Raw genomic sequence first — 18,702 nt, 5'->3', positions numbered from 1 at the left:
ATTGATTTAATGAATCTGCTAATGCCTTCAGGCATAGAAATAAATAGATTGTATTGATGAGTTGTCAATACAATTCATTAACCCTGTTGGGTATCAGATTCTGAAAACACAATTGAGAAGATAGGTATCCTTTCTGGATAGTAAAGGCGGGCCATGAATATCAGCATATACTTTGGCCGACTCATTGAGGTCTGTAAGGTCGAATACACTAATGAGTTTTGGAAGCAGGGTAACCGGCGACTGGAAATCGAAGAAAGCATAGGTAGCTTTGTGGTTATCTTCCAGCTTAACCATTTTAATCTCTGTTTTGCAGCAGCCTTTACTCGAAGTTTCCTTCAATGACATACCGCAAACACAGGTTTCTGTACTGTTATGACTTAGATCAACACTGCTGATCTTCCCCATACAATAATGAATACTCATCACCAGTCCACTGCTGATGACAAAATATATAATTGCAATAAGGGAAGTAAGTACCCGCTTCATAACAGTACAAAATTAACAAAGACAATCAATAATCGGGCAAAAAAACTGTTAAGGCTTTAATTTACAAAATTCCACCATATACCTACCCTTGTCCATAAGCTCGTATTGGGATAGAGAGCTGATACCATATTGGGTTTACTAAACTCAAAACCCTTACTGGTATTCAGTGAGTTAAGGTTTTCAATGCGTATAAACCCTTTAAAACTCTTGATTCGGAAATGAAGAAAAAGATTGATATCGGGACGATTTCGAAGGGTTTCAGTGTTTTGGTAGAAATACTTGCCCAGGAATGGGGAATATCCGTCTGCTTTATAAGCAGTATGATACCTGAGTTCCAGACCGGTTGACAAAAAGAGGTTGACAAAGAAATTACCTTCAAAAGCAATCCGGTTACGTGTAAGTATCAGTGGCAGGTTTACCGGTGGCTGACCTGTTGTTTGTTGAACATCTACTTCCGTGTACCAGTTCCAGTAACGTGATAACCTGATTTTTTTTTCTGCCCTGATATGTATCACATTAAACAGTGTTGCTTCCTGTCTGGCATGGAAGAAACTATCGAAATACATGTAGTTACTGATGGCGTAATAGGAGCCTGAAAGTATCAGTCCGTTTCGTGGATTCTCATAACTGGCAAACAGACGTATGCTGTTTTCCTTGTTAAAGTTTGTCCTGTTATTAATGGGAAAGCGGCTCAAAGGATCAAAGATGAATGAAGGCGATCTGTTTACATTATGAAAACCAATATTCAGGTAACCTGCTTTTTTACCGAGTAATCGCTTCATCCCTATAAACGCTTCATAGTCGCCGGCATTCAATCCATTCAAATACAATTCACCCCTTGCTTCAATATCCCATATCTGGTTACGGGTGCGGTTTCTGTATTCACCCAAGGCATAAATATTATAGAAATTTTTTCTGATCACACTATCAAATCTTCCTCCAAGATTTTGTAATGCGATACCTGCTTTAATAAACTGACTCTGGTTGTTTTTATCGGGGAAAGTGAGTATACTGAACTGGTTGGTGATATCATTCCATCGGTCCTGGTAGCCGATATTTACTGCATCGCGCACGGTTCGGTTGAAATATTGTTTGTATTGAAGTGAATCAACCGACTCATCATAAAACCTAAAATTATTACCCGTAAAACGCAATGTATGCTCTAACCTGAAGCGTGGATAGAATATTTTGTACGCGGTTGAATCGGTGATGATAGAATCTTTTTTCCCAAAATCATAGAAATGCCTGAACAACAGAACAGTTTCTTTGTACACATTGCCTGTTGTAACAGTTGTATTAAAAGGGTTCCGACGGGCAACTCCTGCCCGCCCCAACCTTGTTTCAAGCTCATAGGGATCATTGAGTCTCAGGCTGTCTAACAATTTCACATCCACCAGACCACCATTTTCAGAAGATGCCGCTTTATTGGATAAATAAATCAGGTTAAATCCGTACTTACGATTGGGCGAACGATAATGTGTTGTAAACCTGAAATTATTGTGACTGGCATTCTGGTTTTTTATTGGTCCCGGTGCATTACTAAAACGGTATTCAATGGTAAAATTGAAATTATCTTTTTTGTTTTGAGTATGCAGAAAACTAATCAGTTGCTCTGCTTTACTGCCCAGCAAATAAGATAATTCTGTATAAGGTCTGGTAGTCTGGTATAAACGTGTGTTTGTGGTAGTAAAGCGGTATACATCATAAGCATGGAAACCAGCATCGAAACCTGGTTTCATGAATGGATCGAATATAAGCGACTGTGCGGCGGTTCCATAATTACCCAAACTATGAAAACGATAAGGCATTGGAAAACGCATATAAAAATCATTGATGGATGAATCGATGGTACGCAAACGGGTCGAATCGTAATAACGGTAGAAAATCGTAATCGAATCGGCGAGGCTGTTTCTTGTTTTCAAAGAATCATTACCGGTATTTCTCCTGATGGGCCGTCCCTGAGCATCGGTGGTAATGCCCGACTGCTGACCACTGGTATTACGTGTACGAAAATTACCGGTCTGTGCATGCAGACAGAGTCCCATAACTATCAGCACAACCGTTAAGATCAGGTTCTTTGTTACACGCATGTTATTGAATGTACTGCAAAATAAGATGAATGCCCATTTGCAGGAAGTTAAAACTGGGGTAATCCGGTTTAAAGTGTTTTGATGAGTTCGGTAAATAAGAGTGTCAGCTTGGGCTCTGCGTCATGTGCAGCCTGTAAAACTTCTGCATGGGTTATTACATTTTCTTCCTCACGGATACCCAGGTCGGTAATTACGCTCATGGCAAATACTTTCATGCCGCTATGAACGGCACTGATGGTTTCCTGTACGGTACTCATACCCACCGCATCACCACCCAATACTTTAATGAGTTTATACTCAGCTCTTGTTTCAAAAGTAGGTCCGGTAACGCCTGTATAAACGCCCTGGTGTAGCGCAATCTTGTGTTCGGCTGCAATAGATATTACTTTATTGATCAGGTTTTTATCATAAGGCTCACTCATATCAGGAAAACGTGTTCCGATAGCTTCTTCATTTTTACCCAATAAAGGATTTACAATAAAGAAACTGATATGGTCATTGATGATCATCAGGTCCCCAACTTTAAATGCGGGGTTTACTCCACCTGCAGCATTGGATAATAATAATGTCTCCACCCCCAGCATACGCATAACCCTTACCGGATAAGCTACCTGTTGTGCAGTGTAACCTTCATAAAAATGAAACCGACCTCCCATCACCCATACCTTTTTACCACCTAACTGGCCATAAATCAGTTTGCCCTTATGTCCTTCCACCGTACTTACCGGAAAATGAGGTATATCATTATAGGCAATCTCAAATTCAGTTACAATTTCATTGGCCAGGTTTCCCAAACCACTACCCAGAATAATTCCAATACTGGCTTCTCCGGTTACTTTCGCTTTTATAAAGTCTGTAGTTTCTTGCAATTGCTTCATTACTGTCGACATCAATTTCAGGTTTAGGCTGCAAATATAACCTATACAACAGCCTGATTGATAAATATGGGTAAGAACAGGGCATAAAAAAACCATCCCGATATAATCGGGATGGTTCGGAAAAGTTAAGAGGTATGACTGATTAGTTGATACGCTTAACGTTAACGGCGTTAGGGCCTTTACGACCTTCCTGCACGTCGAAAACTACTTTATCGTTTGCTTCGATCTGATCAATCAGACCGTTAGCGTGTACGAAAGTTTCCTGGCTAGAGTTTTCATGCTTAATAAAACCAAAACCTTTTTCCTCATTGAAGAACTTTACAGTTCCCTGAATTTGTGTGTTCATTTGTAAAATTGTAATTATAAATAAGGCTGCAAAGATACATGGAAATAAGTCCCTGACCAACTTATTCAGACAATAACCGATTATCTTTCATTATACCAGATGGGTTTCCGAAGAATAAACTCTTAAAAATCAGGGCATAAGGCCTTCCAACCGCTCATCCTTCTCTTTTCAGAATGATCTGTTAAATCGGGTCAGTCATTTATCTTAGCATACACACAATAAAATCATCATGTTACAAAGATCCGGTTACCTGCTTGGCTTTTTATTCATTTGCGCATTTACATATGCACAAAAAATTTCTTACAAAGTATCATTCCCTAATGCTGTTCACCATGAAGCAATCATTAGTATTACAGCCACTGGCATCCAGAATAAACCCGCTGTATTCAGAATGAGCCGCTCTTCTCCGGGCAGGTATGCCACACATGAGTTTGGCAAAAATGTATACGATGTAAAAGCCACAGATAAAAACGGTAAATCAATTGCAATCAATCGTGTTGACGGAGATATATATGAGGTACCTGCTCATTCCGGAACCGTAACTGTTACTTACACCCTTTTTGCCAATCATGCAGATGGAACATATGCAGGAATTGATCCGGAAAGTATTCATTTCAATATGCCTGCTGTATTTATGTGGATCAAAGGATACGATAAAGCACCCATAGAAATTAGTTTCGATCTGCCTAAAGAGAATAAAGGCATTATTGCAACACAGTTATTTCCTACCAGCCAATCCAACACTTTCACTGCACCAGGTTTACAATATTTTATGGACAGCCCTACAAAAATCGGCGACCTGATTATTCGTGAATGGCAGGTAAATAACCCGGATGGAAAAAAATATACCATCAGAATTGCTCTCGAAGCCGATGCAACTGCACAACAGGCTGATGAGTTAATGGAAAAAACCAAAAAGATCGTTGCAGAAGCAAAAGCAGTGTTTGGAGAATTTCCCAATTACGAAACGGGCACTTATACTTTTATCATGAGTGCCAACCCTTATGTTCAGGGTGATGGTATGGAACATCGGAACTCTACCATGATCTCCTCTCCCAGTTCAACTTTTAATCCCAACTTCTTATCAGGTGTTACTTCTCATGAATTTTTTCACAACTGGAATGTGGAAAGAATCAGACCCAAAACACTGGAACCCTTCAATTTTGAGAAAAGCAATATGAGTCATGAACTCTGGTTTGCAGAGGGATTTACCCAGTACTATGGTAATTTGTTATTGGCCCGTGCAGGACTTATTACCCCGCAGGCATTTATGAGTACGGCAGGCAGTCTGGCCAATACGAAATCGAATAGTCCCGGCGCCGTATATTATTCCCCGGTAGATGCCAGCAACCATGCTGTTTTTGTGGACGCATCTGTTTCCATCGATAAAAACAATTACAGCAATATGTTTACTTCTTATTATACATATGGTGCTGCAATCGCTCTTGCACTTGATCTTGAACTTCAGACAAAAACCAGTCAATCACTGGATGATTTTATGAAAGCCATGTGGTTAACACATGGAAAAACTGAAATACCTTATACTATTTCATCCATGCAAAAAACGCTGGCAGGTATTACCAATGCTGGATTTGCTGAACAGTTTTTCAAAAAATATATCACCGGGCATGAAGCCATTGACTATACATCACTTTTTGCAAAAGCAGGCTATGAACTAAAGAAAACCAATGAGGGAAAAGTAAATATTGGATTAAACGCCCGTGCAAATGAACAGGGTAAGCTGCTGGTAGTAAGTGCTACCAACAGGGGCTCTGCTGCATATGAAGCTGGTTTAGATGCCGGCGATGAAATATTACAGTTCGATCAAACTACTGTTAAAACAACTGCTGATATTACTAATTTTCTTTTGCAGAAGAAACCCGGTGAAACAGTTACCGTATCCTATAAACACCGTGGAAAAGAAAAAACAGCTACGATGACATTAAAAGAAAACAGCAGCTTAAGCATTAATGATATCGGGAATAACGGCCAGACGATCACTGAATCAATGAAAAAAATCAGGAACAGCTGGTTCAAATCAAAAGCAGAATAAGATAATTCATTTATTGACCAATAACTATTTGCACATGAGAGTATTATTTGCATTGGCGATGTTGCTATCTGTTAGCAGTATGTATGCCCAGACGCCGGAAGAAAAATTAAAGTCGCTGAATATTGTTTTACCAGCGCCTTCATCACCGGTAGCCAACTATGTAAAATTTGTGAGAACCGGCAACCTTGTTTTTCTGTCGGGTCATGGTCCATCCAAAGCAGATGGCAGTTATATAACAGGTAAACTGGGGCGCGACTTATCGATAGAAGAAGGTTATGCAGCAGCCAGACAAACAGGGATCAGCTTATTAGCCACTTTAAAAGCAGCAGTAGGTGATCTGTCAAAAGTAAAACGCATTGTAAAAGTATTGGGTATGGTGAATGGTACAGATAGTTTTATTGATCAGCCCAAAGTTATCAATGGCTTTTCAGACCTGATGGTGGCGGTATTTGGCGATAAGGGTAAACATGCCCGCAGTGCAGTTGGCATGGCTTCACTCCCAATGAATATGGCTGTTGAAATTGAAATGGTAGTAGAAATAGAAGACTGATTTATTTTTTTCCCGAATGCAATGCTCTGTATGCGTAATAGGTGCTGGCAATCATTAATAACGCGCCTAAAAAGAATGCAGCACCTGGAAAATAAACAGGAGCTTCTTCTTTGGTGAAATAAGCAAAGAGCTTCGTCATCAGCAGGGGACCGATGACAGATGTGGCACTCATCAAACTGGTTAACGCACCCTGTAATTCACCCTGTTCATTAGGTGGTACATGACCCGAAATGATAGACTGTAAAGCCGGGCCTGCAATTCCACCCAGACAATAGGGAATAAGAAATACAAACATCATCCAGCCCTGCGTAGCAAAAGCAAACAATAAAAGTCCCAATGCATATAAACCCAGACCTACATAAATACTTTTTTCATTACCGATTTTGGGATTTACAATACGAACCAAGCCTCCTTGTACCCCTCCAACCAAAAGACCTACAATACCTAATGAAATACCAATCATTTTAGGGCTCCAGTTGAATCGTTCTATATTAAAAAAACTCCAGATGCTTTGTACCGAATGTCCGGCGATATAAATCAGAATCATTGAAATAATTAAACCTGATACAGCAGGATATTTTTTTAGCTGGAGCAATGAACCAAGAGGGTTTGCCCTCCGCCATTCGAATGCTCGTCTGTGTTCCTTGTCTAACGATTCAGGTAATACAAAATAGCCATATGCACAGTTAAGCAGAGCCAGTCCTGCTGCCACAAAAAAAGGAACCCTGGGGCCAAGTTCTCCAAGAAGTCCTCCAATCATAGGGCCGAGAATAAAACCCAATCCAAAAGCTGCACCAATCATTCCGAAATTCTGAGCGCGGTTTTCATTGGTGCTTATATCTGCTATATAAGCCGATGCGGTAGTAAAGCTGGCACCTGTAATGCCTGCAATAATTCTTCCCAGAAATAACCAGCCGATGGTGGGCGCGAATGAAAGAAATAAATAGTCGATACCAAAACCCAGTAAAGAGAATAGCAATACAGGACGGCGGCCATATTTATCGCTGAGGTTTCCTAACACAGGAGCAAAAACAAATTGGGTAATAGCATATGCGAAAGTGAGCCATCCTGCATACTGCGACGCTTTGCTGATATCAGAAGTGTGCAATAGTTCTTCTATCAGTTTGGGCATTACCGGTATAATTAATCCCAGACCGGTAATATCAATTAAAAGGGTAATGAATATAAATCCGATAGCGGCTTTCCGGTTCTTGATCATAGCAGTTTCTGTGGTTATAGATGCAAATTCGCCGTTTTATTGCAAACAACGGAATAATATACAAATAATCACTGCTCTTAAAGAACTGTAGTAAAACAAAAGGAGGGGCCTAAACCCCTCCTCAACCCTTGCTCTTGAAAAACCCTACTATTTTTTCAGTTCAATTACGCCCACATTGGTGTTTTTAGGCGCCTGAACCACGATATTATTGATGGTTGTATCCTTGTAATTATTCGATGCATTAACATACAGTGAATAAGTGCCGTTTTTCAGACCACGCATTTTGAATTCTCCGTTTTTATTCGGCAATGCATAAGCAGTATCGGTGGCATTAAACAATGTAAGCACCGCTTTAGCATCCTGTGGTTTCACTTTACCAGAAACACTGGCAGTAGATTTTTCTACAAAGAAGTGGAATACAGGCTTCAGGTAAAACTTATTATTGTTTACAATTACAATCGATCTGCTTACATCAAAATCAAGCCATAAACGGATTTTGTTGGGCAGGAATTCTTCTGTTTCATGACCCTTCAACTTGATCAGGATATAATTCGGCTTATTATCAGGCCAGTACAACGGATATGTTACACTGTCTTTTACCACCGAATTATTCGTGCCGATTTCAATCCTGATTAAACGAATAGCTCCTTTCGGAATTTCTGTTGAAGCCAGTAATGTATCTACCCCATTCCTCAGGTTCAGGATATCATATACACCTGCATTAATGTTTAGATTGGTCCATACAAGACCAGAATCTTTTCTGTTACCCAGCGTAGAGCCAATATAAGCTCCCAGCCTGTCCCAGTTACAGGTATCGTTTTTACGGGTGTCTTTGGTAGTATCAACCAATACCTGAACGGCTTTGATTTCCACAAAGACCTTATCAAAAAAACCAGGACCATCAGTCATATAAAGGCTGAGGTTTTGTTTACCCGCCGGAATTTGTGCCGAATCGGTTTTCTTACAGGATGTTATGGCCAATGCTGTGGCGAAAAACATCATTACTCCGAGAAATACTTGTTTTGTTTTCATGTGTGCTTGATTTTAGCGTAGCATTTTTTTCATTGGCTTTTATCCTGTTTTTTATTTAGAGCCAAAAAGAATGCCAGTTGTGTACTAAGGTTTTGTTAAAGGATATTTTTCTCTGCGAAACCTCTGTGACTGCATATTCTCTGCGGTGATTATTCCTCACCGCAGAGAACATGAGAAAAGAAGTCTGCGCAGAGTTGTTATTGTTAGACATACTATTGTAATACTGTTTGCACAGTCAGATCATCTCATTTTTGTTGGCATTTCCCCGATCTGGGGCATTGCAGAAACAATAGCAGTAGTTGGATCAATCTATCTTATTGATGGATAGGCAAATCTTGCTTAACTTGGTTGCCATCAAACCGAATTCATGAAAAAGATACCGGCACTTGTTCTTGCGTTGCTTCTCTTTACTAAAATTTTTTCCCAATCGCTCAGCGATACTGAAAAAAAGATCATTGACTGGGTAAAAAAACATACTACAGAGGCTGAAAAGCTGCTGGAAGAAGCCGTAAATATCAACAGTGGTACATTTAATATAGCCGGTGTTAAAAAAACAGGTGAAGTATTTGCCCGTGAACTGCAAAAAGCGGGTCTTAACACAGAATGGGTATCATTACCCGATTCATTAAAAAGGGCAGGACACCTCGTTGCCAGCAGAAAAGGAAACAAGGGTAAAAAAATATTTATTATAGGTCATCTCGATACGGTTTTTGAACCCGATATGGCAGCAGGACCTTTCACCAGAATCAATGATTCAACCGCCACCGGACAGGGTGTAACTGACATGAAAGGTGGAGATGTAGTAGTAGTGATGGCACTACAGGCTCTTCACTCGATGAATCTTTTAAAAGACGCATCAGTAGTTGTTTATTTTACCGGTGATGAAGAAGAATCGGGTAAACCAACCAGCGTAAGCAGAAAAGATTTTATTGAAAGAGCCAGAACATGCGACCTGGCACTGGCTTTTGAAACCGCACAGGGTATGAATACCATTGCTATCGGACGCCGTGGTTTCAGCAGCTGGAAATTAGATGTAACCGCAAAAACGGGTCATTCAGCGGGGATATTCGGACAAGGTTCGGGATATGGGGCTATTTATGAAACAGCACGTATTCTGAATCGATTCAGGGAAGAATTAGGCAATGAAAAACACCTCACCTTTAATCCCGGCATCATTGCCGGTGGATCTGAAATGGATTATGATGATGAAAAAATGCGGGCACTTGTTTCAGGAAAAACAAATATCATCTCACCATCAGTTGTAGTGGAAGGTGATCTTCGTTTCCTCACCGAAAAACAAAGAGAAACAGCCCGACAAAAAATGACGGCAATTGTTGCCAGTCAGAACCTCAATGGCAGCAGTGCAAAAATTTCATTTACAGATGGCATACCTGCCATGGAACCCACAAAAGGAAATGATTCCCTGCGTTTGTGGGTGGATAGGGTTTCAAGAGATATGGGATTAGGACCTGCCAATGCCGGGGACCCCGGATCAAGGGGTGCAGGAGATATTTCATATGTGGCAAAATATATAGATTGTATTGACGGACTGGGTGCTTCTGGCAGAGGTGCACATGCAGTTGGCGAAACCATTAACCTGAAACAATTACCATTACTGATTCAACGCGCAGCTTTACTTATTTACAGGCTTACACAAAGCGAATAAAACAAACACCTATGCAAAAAATTATTTGTGCAGTATTTCTGTTATTATCAGCAAACCTGTTTGCCCAAGATAACAGGGAATTTTATCTCATCAGATTATATCATTTTGATGAAGCTACACAACAAAAAACCACTGAAGAGTATTTAGAAAAAGCCTGGTTACCGGCCATGCACCGAAAAGGCATTAAACAGATTGGTGTATTTACACCCACAGGAAATGATACAGCCGTTAAAAAGAAACTCTATCTCTTCATCCCGCTTTCTTCGTTAAACGATGTGTACAGACTGGATGATGAACTTTTGAAAGACCAGCAATATTTGTCGGCGGGTGCAACTTATATTCAAACAACCCATGACAAGCCTTCATATAATCGCATCGAAACCTTTCTTCTCAGGGCTTTTTCCGATATGCCTAAAATGGAAAAACCGGTTTTATCAGGCCCTGTTACAGACCGGGTATATGAACTCAGGAGTTATGAAGGGGCTACAGAAAAGTTATACCGGAAAAAAGTAGAGATGTTTAACAAAGGTGGTGAGATCAAACTATTTAAACGCCTTACTTTTAATGCTGTATTTTATGGGGAAGTATTAACCGGTGGCAGGATGCCCAATCTGATGTATATGACCAGTTTCGATAATATGGATGAACGCAATAAACACTGGAAAAATTTTGTAGAGGCACCTGAATGGAAAAGATTATCAGCACTACCCGAATACCAGCATACAGTGAGCAAACTCGATATTATTTTATTGCATCCAAGAACTTATTCTGATCTTTAAAACAAGCCCCGGTTTTCCGGGGCTTGTTTTCTTTATACCAGTTTATAAACAGCTATTGTACTGCTCCACCACTTTAGTAATCAGTGTATAGTTTAACTGACCTGATTTAATATCAGACTGAACACTTACACAATCAGCACACACATTGCTGATAACTGCTGCAAAATTCTTTTTGTTAACCAGGTTGAATTTGCTGTCCGATTTTACCTGCAAATAATAATCACCCGATTTACCTTCTGCAGTTGCAAGCACCACAGGTTCTGCACCATTATAAATTGTTTTACCACTGTTGTCAGTTACACGAATAAATAATGTGGCTTTACTGCCAGTTGATACTTCTTTGTAAAAATCATTTGCATAAGAAACATATTTCACCCCATTGATGGTAAATCCACTGATATCAGAGGGTGAATACATTTTTTTTGATCCCGTAGACCCGGTAAAGAGAATATTTCCTTTTTTCTGCATCTGGTCTTTAATAACACCTTCGAGTGTTTCGTTGGCTGATGTAATAATGGTTCCTTTTGTTTCTGTCTGGGCAGATACGAGCAGGGTTGACAAACCCAGCAGTGCGATGATGAATGTGAATGCTTTTTTCATGGTTTTGATTTTAGATGTCTGATTTTTACTTACTAATAAGTAAGTTTTATAGGTAAAAAAATTTTATCCTCCTTTGAGTTGACGAATGATCGCTTTTTTTATTGTATCATAATCTTTTTTTCCTGTAATACGTGCCAGTTGAACACCTGCAGCTAGGTTCGTCATCAGCAGCAGGGTTTGTGTCTTCGGGGTTTCCGGAAACACAAATTCGCCTGACTTCTTACCGGCAGCGAGTGTTTGCTCAACCAATTTCAATACCAGTGTCACCAATTGCTTTACTTTTTCCTTTACAGAAACCGGGAGTGTATTATAGTCAGATGCTATAGACCCAATGATGCAGATACTGTTTGCATCTACCAGACAGGAATAACGTTCAATAAATTTTTCCAGCGTAACCGTTGCAGACGCTCCAACTGCTCGTAGTTGCTTATCGAGTGAATTATATAAGTCGATATACTGATCAATAATCTCTGATAACAAATCCTCTTTTCCGCGGAAATGATAATGAATGGCAGCATTCCGAACCTGTAACTTTTCAGCTATGTCTGCGTAACTAAATGCATTATAACCATGACTTTTGATCAGGGCAGTTCCTATGCGTACAATTTCTTCTTTGGTATCGGTATTTCTTGCAGTCACGGGTTAAAATTAAGGATTACTTACTAAATAGTAAGTTTTTATTATGCAGGCTCAGAAACCTTTTCCCTTTTTTGCCTTATGTGCTCTTATCATATCCACAAAATTCTGTCGAAGTAACAGTGCATCAATTGTTTGTGCAATTCGCTTGGCCTGGGCCATTTCATTTTTTACCCCTTCAATCCATTTAATAAAATAATTCCGCTGTGAGAGTGTCAGTTGCCGAAAAAAATCCATGGCCTGAGGTTCATCATCAAGACATTCCTTCAAAGCCGGGGGTAGCTGGGGCGGTGTTTTATCAACGGCAATTGAAACCTCCACCAATGCACCTTTCTTTTTGCGTATCCCCTTTCGCATTGTGGCATTTACAGGCAGCATAAAAGATCCGTCGCCCATCGGCATGAGCGCTACGCCTTTAATAACAAAAGCATCCAGCTTTCCTTTTACGCGAAAAGTTTTACGCGAACCGGGTTGCAATTGCTCAGCTATATCCTGAGGTACCTGTATATAGGTCCAGCCGGTTTTATCTCCCTTTTCACCAAACTGCTGTAATATGGTTTCGAATTTTATCATTCATCCTCAAAATACTTATTTGCAGGCATCCGAACACAAAAAAGCCCCTAAAGAAGGGGCTTTTTACATATACTGACCGGTATCAGTCCTCATTACGAAATACAACAACACCATCAAATGCATCAATCAACACTTTTTTGGTTTTATCAATCTCACCGGCCAATATTTTCTTACTGAGTGTATTCACAATTTGTTTCTGTATCAGGCGTTTTAATGGTCTTGCCCCCATTTGAGGATCATATCCCTGTTCACTGAGGAATTCAAGTAAATATTCGCTGAATTCGAGCTGTATTCCAGCGTCAGCAACCATTTTCTTTAACCCATCCAACTGAATCTTTACAATTCCCATAATCTGCTTCCTGAGCAGCGGGCTGAACATGATAATTTCATCTACCCTGTTCAGGAACTCAGGTCTGATGGTATGACGCAGCAGCTCCATCACTTCTGTTTTTGCTTTTTCGGTAGCTGCGGTTATATTCTGATCATTTATATTTTCGAATGCATCCTGTATCAGGTGACTTCCTATATTACTTGTCATGATGATGATAGTATTCTTAAAATTCACCGTCCTTCCTTTGTTATCGGTAAGGTGACCATCATCGAGTACCTGTAACAGAATATTCCAGACATCCGGGTGAGCTTTTTCAATTTCATCGAGTAGCACCACACTGTATGGTTTTCTACGAACAGCCTCTGTTAATTGCCCGCCTTCATCATAACCTACATAACCCGGAGGAGCACCTACCAATCTTGAAACGGTATGTTTTTCCTGGTATTCACTCATGTCGATTCTGGTCATCAGGTGTTCATCATCGAACAGGTATTCTGCCAGGGCTTTGGCCAGTTCTGTTTTACCCACACCGGTTGTACCAAGAAAAATAAATGAGCCAATCGGTTTTCTCGGATCCTGTAAACCCGCCCTGCTTCTTCGTACTGCATCGGCTACTGCAGAGATGGCTTCTTCCTGCCCAACTACTCTCTGATGTAATTCATCTTCGAGGTTTAATAATTTTTCTCTTTCGCCCTGCATCATTTTACTCACAGGAATACCAGTTGCTTTGGCTACATTTTCAGCAATATCTTCTGCATCTACTTCTTCTTTCATCAGCCGGCGGCTTTGTTCACTTAACTGGTTGAGCTGTTCCGTAAAACTGGTTATCTGTGCTTCCTGTTCTTTTATTTTACCATACCTGATTTCGGCCACTTTTCCATAATCACCATTTCTTTCTGCCTGCTCAGCTTCCAGTTTCAGTGATTCAATGGCAGCTTTGGCCTGTTGTATTTTTTCTACTATTTCTTTTTCATTTCTCCACTTGGCTTTCAGTGTATCGCGTTGTACACTCAGATTACTGATTTCGATATTCAGTTCCCGCAGTTTTTCTTCATCATCTTCACGCTTGATCGCTTCCCTTTCAATTTCAAGTTGTCTGATCTGACGTTCAAGTGTATCCAGTTCTTCCGGCATTGAATTCATTTCAAGACGGAGTTTTGCGGCACTTTCATCAATCAGGTCAATGGCTTTATCAGGCAGAAACCGATCAGTGATATAACGGTTCGAGAGCTCTACAGCAGCTATTATGGCTTCATCTTTAATACGAACATGGTGGTGGGTTTCATATCGGTCTTTTAACCCTCTCAAAATAGAAATGGCATCTTCAATACCAGGTTCTTCAATCATCACTTTCTGGAAACGACGTTCCAGTGCCTTATCCTTTTCAAAATATTTCTGGTACTCATTTAAAGTGGTAGCACCAATTGCTCTCAGTTCTCCTCTTGCCAATGCAGGCTTCAAAATATTTGCCGCATCCATAGCACCTTCTCCACCACCTGCTCCCACCAATGTGTGAATTTCATCGATAAATAAAATGATTTCACCCTCACTTGAAGCTACTTCTTTCACTACCCCTTTTAATCTTTCTTCAAATTCACCCTTGTATTTTGCTCCTGCAATCAATTGCCCCATGTCAAGTGTAAAAATGGTTTTTGATTTCAGGTTCTCCGGAACATCACCATTGATGATACGCATAGCCAGTCCTTCTGCTATGGCAGTTTTACCAACACCGGGTTCACCTACAAGAATCGGATTGTTTTTACTTCTTCTTGAAAGGATATGTAATGTTCTGCGAATTTCTTCATCCCGGCCAATTACAGGATCCAGCTTTCCCTCACGGGCCGCTTCATTCAGGTTACGGGCATACTTGTTTAACACATTGAATTGTGTTTCCTGTGTCTGCGACTTAATGGTATCACCTTTTCTCAAATCTTTGATGGCTGCTGTCAATCCTTTTTCCGTTAATCCTGCATCTTTTAATGTTTTAGCTGTTGCATCATTTATTTGCAGTAATGCCAGCATAAAATGTTCAGGGCTGATGAATTCATCTCCAAAATTTTTCAGGCTTGCATTGGCTTTAAGGAAAACTGTATTGAGATCGCGACTCACAGACTGTGCGGGTTCGCCCCCCTGATTACGGGGTAATTTAACCAATGCTTCTTCCAATTTACTTTCAAGTAAAGGAATGGCTACATTGTTCTTTTTAAGTAAAAAAATAATCGGACTTTCTTTGTCTGAAAGCAAGGCTTTTAAAAGGTGTTCCGTTTCAATGGCTGGGTTATTAGCATTAAAGGCCAGCTGTTGAGCTGATTGAATGGTTTCCTGCGCCTTTATGGTATAATTATTTAAATTCATACTCTTTGTACTTTGTTTTAACGAGTGCTTATAAAAACTTCTGTGCAGATTTGCACCTGAAGTCATAATTTGTATGCAAAAACTATTCTAAGACGATAAACGGGTAATAAAACCGGAAAAGCCTGAAATTATGTCTGTAAAATTCAAAATAACCTGTATGAAAGTCAGTCTGACTCTTGTTTTCCTGTTATTCTTTCAGTCCGTTTTTGCCCAATATGATTTCAGTGCCATAGATAAGAGGCTCGAAGCAGAAAAAAAACAACTGGAAGGACATATAGTGGCCTTGATTTATAAAGATGGTAAACTGATTTATCAAAAAGCTATTGGTACTGATTTCAATGCCAAATCTCAGGCACCTATTGCGAGTGCCAGTCAGTGGTTAACCGCAGCATTGGTAATGACTTTTGTTGATCAGGGTAAATTATCGTTGGATGATAAGGTTAGCAGGTATATTCCTGTTCTCACAAAATATTCGAAGGGTTATATCACCATACGTGATTGCCTTGCACATTTAACAGGTATTGAATCTGAACCTATCCGCAGTTTAAAGGAGCAACTCAACAGAAAAAAATATACCAATCTTGAGGAAGAGATTACAGATATTGTTTCTACGAGAGAAATTGTTTCAAACCCGGGTTTACAATTCCGTTATGATAATATTGGATTGAATTTAGCTGCCAGGGTGTTGGAAGTAATTACAAAAAGAGGTTTTGAACAGATCATGGCTGAACGTATCACCCGCCCACTGCAAATGCGGAATACCAGTTTCAGTAATTTCAATGCGGTAAATCCATCAGGCGGTGCACAATCTTCTGCGGGTGATTATATGACTTTTCTGACGATGATACTGAATAAGGGCATTTATAATGGAAAAAGAATTTTAAGTGAGAAAGCCATTGAACAAATGGAAACAGCAGCTACTACCAGTGACATGATTAAATATTCACCTAAAGCCACGCAGGGTTTTCAGTATGGTTTTGGGCAATGGATCATGAGTACAGATGAAACCGGCAAAGGCACTGTTTTTACTTCCCCTGGTTTATTTGGTACATGGCCCATGATTGACCGTTGCAGAAATTATGCCTGTATTTTCTTTACAGAAGGCAAACTGAATGAAGAAAGAAGGGAATTATTTCTTCACCTGAAAGAACTAATCGATGACGTTATTCCTTCGACCTGTAAATAATTTTATTGCAGGATACAGGATCATTCTTTTTTTACGAATACCACACGGCCATTATCGGCTTTTCTGATTGCATCAAAATACTTTGCTATTTCAGTGTATGACGCAGGGGGTAATGTTTTTTTCACCCGTTTGTTACTGCGGATCATTTCAATATTATTACCCGCTATTGAAAAATTTATTGCGTATTCGCCAAAATCATTTTTCAGCTGTACCGGTTTAGGAATACTTTCTACAGTATAACCATCAGGTATGGTAATGATTACTGTGTCTATATCTGCATAATTGGCTGTTAACACAACAGGATATTTTCTGGCTACTGTTTCGGGTAAGCGTGTTCCATACTTATTGAACAAATTGGGTTGAATAAAAAGTCTTTTCCCGGAAACAGATGTAAAGCCTGGAGACTCAATATTCAGTTCTTCATATACACGCGGCACCCCTTGTTTTTCCTGTTTATATACAGAATTCAATACTTTATAGGTTGGCAAACTGATTACCCTGTTGAGGTAATTTTTTCTTTGTTCTTCTGTTGCCTCGTGAATCAGTTGGAGCTGCAGTTCCTGCTGCTCACCTGTAAACAATGTTTTTACCAATGCTTTCAGGTTACCTTCCTTATCAATAGAAGCTTCTACTTTTCGTATTTGCTGATTATCGCTGCTGCTATATGTTCTGGTTGAAACAACATGCCCCCCTTCTTCATTAATCACCAGTGCTTTTCTGTTACCCGTAAAGGAACCCATAAAACCGGGAGCTACTGTCTGGCTGGTACATTCTAACCAAATGGTATCTTTCCCATTGGGAACGCAGGCTATTGCATGATTGAAATTAGGAGAAGGAAATTCTTCTACCAGGCTTCTGGCTCCTTCACCCGCGTTAATCAATACATAATGTGCCCTGATACCCGCTTCTTTTAAAATACTAACCATGTAATTTGACAATGCCTTACAGTCGCCATACTTATTAGTGGCCACATATTTGGCATCGAATGGCTGCCAGCTTCCTATTCCGAGTTGTATGCTGATATAACGGGTATTTTTCTGCAGGTATTCATACAAGGCTGCAACTTTTTCACTTGTTGTATTGTACTTACCTGCAATTTCTTTTATGGCTTGTTTCACCTGCTCAGGTAATTCCCCCCTTCCTGCATTAAGTTGATTGATGAATTGGCCAAATGTTTTCCATGTGGCCATATTTCCTTTGTATTCTCCAATTTCAAATTCAGTAGGCGCAATATAAACCGTTGGAGTAATATCTCTCCAGGCTGGTCTTAATACTTCATCAATAATTGCTTTATAGCCTTTTATATCCCATACATAGGTTTTGTTTTTTGCCTGGGTGATAAGTGGCTCACCCTGATAACTGAATTGTCTGTAACGCAATACATACTCATTGGGGACTTCTACAGAAAACCGACTGAACTGTACAGCCATTTTCTCATCTTCTACGGGCGTCCATTTAGGCAGGAAAAAGATGCCATCATATACCTGTTCATCTTCAAATTCAACGGTATAGGGATAGGTTTTGTGGTAAAAAGAAAAACTTTTAGAACGCAAGTCAGTTAATAAACTCGCGTCATCACCAACGCTCATGTCTGCAATATCTTTTCTCTTGATACTCCGAACCAGTTTTCCTTCCGCATCAAATAATTTCCCACTGATATCGCTGAGTGATATCAGTTTTGTATATCCGTTCATATAACCTGCGTAGTCGTCACCATTTTCATTAAGAATGGTGATGGCATACTTATGTTTCACCAAAGCCTTTGAGGTAGACCTGATGGTTACCGATACTTCTTCTATCCGTTTTATTACGTCTGCATTTTCTTTTAATGAGTCGGGTATTAATGAGACCGCATACTCCTGCCCTGAACTTTTAAGGGCAAACAAAAGCAGGATGACAGAGAGGTATTTAGGCATACAATT

General features: G+C 39.9%; 16 protein-coding genes. 5 read left to right on the top strand and 11 right to left on the bottom strand.

Annotated features, from left to right (window positions below):
- Positions 1 to 93: 93 nt before the first annotated feature.
- The 4 genes from KXJ59_RS01450 to KXJ59_RS01435 all read right to left on the bottom strand — a co-directional run bounded on the left by KXJ59_RS01450 (position 94) and on the right by KXJ59_RS01435 (position 3,800).
- Complete coding sequence (locus KXJ59_RS01450) at positions 94 to 486, bottom strand: hypothetical protein (RefSeq protein WP_295200337.1); 393 nt, start codon at positions 484 to 486, stop codon at positions 94 to 96.
- Between the two features lie 56 nt (positions 487 to 542).
- Complete coding sequence (locus KXJ59_RS01445; protein ID WP_295200334.1) at positions 543 to 2,576, bottom strand: putative porin; 2,034 nt, start codon at positions 2,574 to 2,576, stop codon at positions 543 to 545.
- Positions 2,577 to 2,644: 68 nt separating this feature from the next.
- A complete protein-coding gene (locus KXJ59_RS01440; RefSeq protein WP_295200331.1) occupies positions 2,645 to 3,454 on the bottom strand; it encodes a purine-nucleoside phosphorylase in 810 nt (269 codons plus the stop codon).
- A 142-nt stretch (positions 3,455 to 3,596) separates the two neighbouring features.
- Positions 3,597 to 3,800, bottom strand: coding sequence for a cold shock domain-containing protein (locus KXJ59_RS01435; protein WP_133474974.1), 204 nt, complete (start codon positions 3,798 to 3,800; stop codon positions 3,597 to 3,599).
- Between the two features lie 229 nt (positions 3,801 to 4,029).
- Here KXJ59_RS01435 and KXJ59_RS01430 point away from each other — a divergent pair, with 229 nt between their 5' ends.
- Together KXJ59_RS01430 and KXJ59_RS01425 are read left to right on the top strand one after the other, a co-directional pair.
- A complete protein-coding gene (locus KXJ59_RS01430; protein WP_295200328.1) occupies positions 4,030 to 5,853 on the top strand; it encodes a PDZ domain-containing protein in 1,824 nt (607 codons plus the stop codon).
- 34 nt (positions 5,854 to 5,887) lie between these two features.
- Positions 5,888 to 6,403, top strand: coding sequence for a RidA family protein (locus tag KXJ59_RS01425; protein WP_295200325.1), 516 nt, complete (start codon positions 5,888 to 5,890; stop codon positions 6,401 to 6,403).
- Position 6,404: 1 nt separating this feature from the next.
- Here KXJ59_RS01425 and KXJ59_RS01420 read toward each other — a convergent pair whose 3' ends face one another.
- Both KXJ59_RS01420 and KXJ59_RS01415 read right to left on the bottom strand, forming a co-directional pair.
- A complete protein-coding gene (locus KXJ59_RS01420) occupies positions 6,405 to 7,622 on the bottom strand; it encodes a TCR/Tet family MFS transporter (RefSeq protein ID WP_295200323.1) in 1,218 nt (405 codons plus the stop codon).
- Between the two features lie 147 nt (positions 7,623 to 7,769).
- Positions 7,770 to 8,654 (bottom strand): DUF4382 domain-containing protein, encoded by an 885-nt coding sequence (locus tag KXJ59_RS01415; RefSeq protein ID WP_295200321.1) that lies wholly within the window; start codon positions 8,652 to 8,654, stop codon positions 7,770 to 7,772.
- A gap of 367 nt (positions 8,655 to 9,021) precedes the next feature.
- On the opposite strand from KXJ59_RS01415, the gene KXJ59_RS01410 reads away from it, so the two are divergent.
- Entirely contained in the window at positions 9,022 to 10,320 is a 1,299-nt protein-coding gene (locus KXJ59_RS01410) for a M20/M25/M40 family metallo-hydrolase (protein WP_295200319.1), read from the top strand.
- Positions 10,321 to 10,331: 11 nt separating this feature from the next.
- Positions 10,332 to 11,099, top strand: a complete 768-nt coding sequence (locus KXJ59_RS01405; protein WP_295200317.1) for an NIPSNAP family protein — start codon at positions 10,332 to 10,334, stop codon at positions 11,097 to 11,099.
- 42 nt (positions 11,100 to 11,141) lie between these two features.
- Here KXJ59_RS01405 and KXJ59_RS01400 read toward each other — a convergent pair whose 3' ends face one another.
- From KXJ59_RS01400 to clpB, 4 genes are all read right to left on the bottom strand, one after another.
- Positions 11,142 to 11,699 (bottom strand): hypothetical protein, encoded by a 558-nt coding sequence (locus KXJ59_RS01400; RefSeq protein WP_295200316.1) that lies wholly within the window; start codon positions 11,697 to 11,699, stop codon positions 11,142 to 11,144.
- A gap of 63 nt (positions 11,700 to 11,762) precedes the next feature.
- Positions 11,763 to 12,338 (bottom strand): TetR/AcrR family transcriptional regulator, encoded by a 576-nt coding sequence (locus KXJ59_RS01395; RefSeq protein WP_295200314.1) that lies wholly within the window; start codon positions 12,336 to 12,338, stop codon positions 11,763 to 11,765.
- 51 nt (positions 12,339 to 12,389) lie between these two features.
- The gene (locus KXJ59_RS01390) at positions 12,390 to 12,908 is read right to left on the bottom strand and encodes a YdeI/OmpD-associated family protein (RefSeq protein ID WP_295200313.1); all 519 of its coding nucleotides are present in this window, start codon (positions 12,906 to 12,908) and stop codon (positions 12,390 to 12,392) included.
- An 82-nt stretch (positions 12,909 to 12,990) separates the two neighbouring features.
- Positions 12,991 to 15,594 carry an ATP-dependent chaperone ClpB gene (gene clpB, locus KXJ59_RS01385; RefSeq protein ID WP_295200311.1) on the bottom strand — a complete coding sequence of 868 codons (2,604 nt, stop codon included), beginning with the start codon at positions 15,592 to 15,594 and terminating at the stop codon, positions 12,991 to 12,993.
- Positions 15,595 to 15,751: 157 nt separating this feature from the next.
- Between clpB and KXJ59_RS01380 the strand changes: the two genes are divergently transcribed.
- Entirely contained in the window at positions 15,752 to 16,780 is a 1,029-nt protein-coding gene (locus tag KXJ59_RS01380) for a serine hydrolase domain-containing protein (protein ID WP_295200308.1), read from the top strand.
- 20 nt (positions 16,781 to 16,800) lie between these two features.
- Here KXJ59_RS01380 and KXJ59_RS01375 read toward each other — a convergent pair whose 3' ends face one another.
- A complete protein-coding gene (locus KXJ59_RS01375) occupies positions 16,801 to 18,696 on the bottom strand; it encodes a DUF3857 domain-containing protein (RefSeq protein WP_295200306.1) in 1,896 nt (631 codons plus the stop codon).
- Positions 18,697 to 18,702 lie beyond the last annotated feature (6 nt).

Origin of the sequence: Sediminibacterium sp., from assembly GCF_019264485.1 — a bacterium.
Lineage (GTDB): Bacteria > Bacteroidota > Bacteroidia > Chitinophagales > Chitinophagaceae > Sediminibacterium.
This window is presented reverse-complemented; position numbering and strand designations above follow the sequence as displayed.